Below are 3,982 nucleotides of genomic sequence, written 5' to 3' on the forward strand. Positions count from 1 at the left end.
GCTAGGGTAAGCTGCGCGTTCCACCGTTAAAGCCTAAAACATTTCCCATGGTTAGGGCCTCAGACAGCCTCTTAGACGGACTGCCGGTTGATTCGGTGCACTCCCGAATCACTCCGAGCGGACGTGAGGAGGAACAACATACGGACTTTGCGTTGTAGAGCCGCAGGCGCAGAAAAGATTTTTGCTCTCGCTTCATCGGGGCAGGCATCCGCTGCTCGAGGCTATGAAACCGTCTGCACCCTATTAGCCTGTATTTCGGACTCCGGCAGCCACTCCCTGCAAGGTCAGCATCAGGGCGCGTTCGTACTCGTCGAGGCCGCCCTCGGTGCTGCGGGCGCGGCGGAGCAGCTCGACCTGAATGCGGTGAATCGGGTCGATATACGGGTTACGCAGCTTGATGCTTTCGCGCAGGCGCGGCTCGTTCGCCATCAGTTCTGCGCCCACGACCTGCTGCACCAGTTCCACCGTCTGCTCGAAGGCCGCGCGAATATGCCCGGATAGTCGCGTGCTGCCCTCTGCCGGGCTGACCAGCGTGAGGTACTCGCTGAAAATGAGGAGGTCGCTCTTGGCGAGGCTCATCTGCGCGTTGTCGAGCACTGTGCGGAAAAAAGGCCACTCGGCGTACATCTGGCGGGCTTGCTCGACCCCGATGGTTTCCAGACCCTCGCGTAGACCGTACCAGCCCGGCAGGTTGGCGCGGTCCTGCGTCCAGCTCATAACCCAGGGAATGGCGCGGAGGTTGCTCAGCGTGGGCGCACCGGGGCGGCGTACCGGGCGGCTGGCGATGTTTAGGCGCGAAATCTCGTGAATGGGCGTGACCTGCTCGAAAAAGGGCAAAAAGTCCGCGTCCTGCACGAACTGGCGGTAGGCTTCGGCACTGGCGGCAGAGGCGCGGTTCATTGCGGTCATCCACTCGGCGGGCGGGTCCTGGGCGGGCCGAGCAGCGGCCAGAATCAGGCCGTAGAGGGCCTGTTCCAGATTGCGCCGGGCCATGACCGGATGGCTGTACTTGTCGGCCAGCGCCTCGCCCTGCTCGGTGATGCGAATGCCCACGTCAATGGTTCCGGCGGGCTGCCCCAGAATGGCGCGGCTGGCCGGGCCGCCCCCGCGCCCGATGCTAGTGCCGCGCCCGTGAAAAAAGCGCCAGTGGACGCCCGCCCGCTGGCACACCGCGCTGATCTTGCGCTGGGCCTCGTGCAGCGCCCAGTTGGCGGCCAAAAAGCCCGCGTCCTTGTTACTGTCGCTGTAGCCCAGCATAATTTCTTGCATGTCGCTGCCGCCATCTGGACGGTCGAGCACGGCGCGGTATTCGGGCAGCGACAGCAGCTCCCAGACGATTTGGGGGCCGTTTGTCAGGTCGTCGAGCGTCTCGAACAGCGGCACCGGCAGCACCCGGAATCCCACCTCGCGGGCCAGCAGAAGGGGTTCAAGGATGTCCGACACGCTCTCGGCCATGCTGATCACGTAATGGCCGAACGCCTCGGGGCCGACCACCTTCGCGGCGGCCTGCACCTCGCGGATAGGCCCGATCACCCGTTCGAGGTCCTCGGGCAGCGCCTCGCCCGCAGGCCACAGCGGACGGCGTGAGCGCAGTTCACGGGTCAGCAGTTCCAGCTTGGCGTGTTCGGGCAGGTTCAGGTAATCGTTCTCTACGCCCGCCGCCCTCAGCAGCTGCGCCACTGCCGCGCCAGTCAGGCCGCTGTGTTCACGGATATCCAGGCTCACAAGGTGCTGCCCGAACACGCGGGCCAGCGTCAGCAGGGGCGTCAGCAACTGGTCGGCGGTGCGGCGCTGGCCCTCTGCGATCAGGCGCGTTCGCAGGGCTTCCAGGCGGGGCAGCAGGTCCACCGCTTCTGCGTCGCGCACGGCGTTGTGTAGCTCGCGCAGTTCGGTGCGGTAACTCCCGTGACCCTCTTCTTCCTGGCCTTCTTCCTGGCTCAGGTCGGTGTACGCCTGCTGAACCGCGCCCAGCAGCAGTTCGCGGGCCCGTTCGCGGTGAACTTGTAGCGTGTCGTGAGTGGCCTGCGACGTCACGTTGGGGTTGCCGTCGCGGTCGCCGCCCATCCACGAACTGAACCGCAGGGGCAATCTGGCGTCGGTGCTCTGGCCGTATACATTCTGAAAGGCCCGCTGGAGGTCATGCTGGAGGGACGGCAGCGCCTGTGCAATGCTGGAAACGTAGTGCAGCCCGCCCTTGACCTCATCGAGCACGGTGGGCCTAAGGCGGCGCAGTTCCGGGGTGCTCCACAGCGCCTCGACGTGCGCGGCGATGCGGTTCACGCTGGTGGGGTCGTCTTCGAGGTGCGGGATGTCGCGGGCCACCGCCGAGAGGTGGTTGCGTACGGTGCGTCGGCGCATCTCGGTGGGGTGGGCGGTGAAGGTCAGTTCCAGTTGCAGGCGTGAGAGCAGGGCCTCGGCCTCGGCAGCGCTTAGGCCCTGGGCCTTCAGCTCGGTCAGGGCCTGTTCCAGACTCTGCGGGCGTACTCCAGTCTGGGTTCGCAGCGCCCGCACGCGCTCGTATTCCTCGGCCAGGTTGACCAGCTGGAAATACCACGTAAAGGCGCGGGCCAGGTTCGAGGCGTCGGCGGCGCTCAGGCCCGTAATCATCCCGCGCAGGGCTTGGTCGTCGCCGCCGCCCCGAACCTCGCGCACCAGGGCGCGGGTCTGCTCGACCAGATTGAAAAAGTCCTCGCCTTCTTGTTCTTTCAGCACCTGTCCGAGGGTGCGGCCCAGCAGATTGACGTCTTCGCGAATGCCCATAGTGTCCTCCTGAGGCCAGCAGTGCTGATGGAAGCGCTTACGCTTTTTCCTCGATGTAACGGTAACGCTCCGCAGCCACGGCCCGGCCCCCCTCTATCTGCACAACCACGCCGTTTAACTCGGCGCGGCCCTCGGCGACGCCGAAACGGTGGGGCAACTCGGTCACGAAACGCTGGATGGGGCCTGCCGGGTCTGAGCCGATCACGCTGTCGTGCGGCCCGGTAAATCCGGCGTCGGTCTGGTAGGCGGTGCCCCCCGGCAAAATGCGGGTGTCGGCGGTGGGCACATGGGTATGCGTGCCGATCACGGCGGCCACCCGGCCATCTAGGTGCCAGCCGAGCGCCATCTTCTCGCTGGTGGCCTCGGCGTGAAAATCCACGAATACGCTGCCCAGGCCGGGAGTTTCGAGGAGTGCGTCTATAGCCCGGAACGGGTTGGCGACCGAGTCCATGAACACGCGCCCGAGCAGGTTGACCACCGTCAGTTTCTCCCCCTGTACGTCGAAGGTGCGCCAGCCCACGCCGGGGGCGCCGGGGTCGGAGTAGTTCAGCGGGCGCACGATGGGAAACGCGGCCTCGTCCTGCATCATCGAAAAGATGTCGCGGTGGTGCCAGGCGTGGTTGCCCAGCGTGAGGCAGTTGGCCCCAGCCTGCAAAGCGCCCCTGGCCGCGTCGCGGTGAACGCCGAAGCCGCCCGCCGAGTTCTCGACGTTCACAATGACGAAATCAAACTGCTGACGAATGGTCGGCAGGTGGCTCTGAAGTACCCGGCGGCCCGGTTGCCCGAACACATCCCCGATAAAAAGCACGCGCATGGCGGCAGCATAGCGGCTGGGCGGGCGCGGGGCAGCGGGGGAGAAGGCGCAAGCAAAATGCACCGCACCGATCCGGGCAAATCTCAGCAAGCAGCTGTTGGTCGTACTGGTCGTATGCCCCTGCCTTTTGCCAGCGCCATACCCTTCGCCGGGCAGCTCTAGGATTCAGGACGGGGAAGTTCCGGCAAATGTGCCGCCCAATAAAGGCAAGGTTAGGCGCTCGACCCTTACGCACGAGGTTGGGAAGGGGGGGCGGAGAGCGCCAGCTGCCCCAGACTGATGGCCTGCGCCCCGAGTTTATTCTGTCTTGAACAGAATTAGTGTTTGGCGCTATCCTGCCTGCCATGTCCCGTGCGCCTCAGCTCGAAACCATTCCTGTAACGGGAGGCGTCAACAAGGTCCGCTTCC

At 65.2% G+C, this 3,982-nt stretch carries 2 protein-coding genes; both read right to left on the minus strand.

From position 1 onward, the window contains the following. Positions 1-243: 243 nt before the first annotated feature. Positions 244-2,760 (minus strand): phosphoenolpyruvate carboxylase, encoded by a 2,517-nt coding sequence (locus QZ269_RS12235; protein WP_291426986.1) that lies wholly within the window; start codon positions 2,758-2,760, stop codon positions 244-246. Between the two features lie 37 nt (positions 2,761-2,797). Next, positions 2,798-3,574 carry a TIGR00282 family metallophosphoesterase gene (locus tag QZ269_RS12240; RefSeq protein WP_291426987.1) on the minus strand — a complete coding sequence of 259 codons (777 nt, stop codon included), beginning with the start codon at positions 3,572-3,574 and terminating at the stop codon, positions 2,798-2,800. Positions 3,575-3,982: the final 408 nt, after the last annotated feature.

This window comes from Deinococcus sp. (genome assembly GCF_018260405.1).
Taxonomy (GTDB): Bacteria; Deinococcota; Deinococci; order Deinococcales; family Deinococcaceae; genus Deinococcus.

What these genes read in the sequence shown, in the direction of transcription:
- QZ269_RS12235 (WP_291426986.1), bottom strand. Translation starts at nt 2,760, where the DNA reads ATGGGCATTCGCGAAGACGTCAATCTGCTGGGCCGCACCCTCGGACAG.
- QZ269_RS12240 (WP_291426987.1), bottom strand. Translation starts at nt 3,574, where the DNA reads ATGCGCGTGCTTTTTATCGGGGATGTGTTCGGGCAACCGGGCCGCCGG.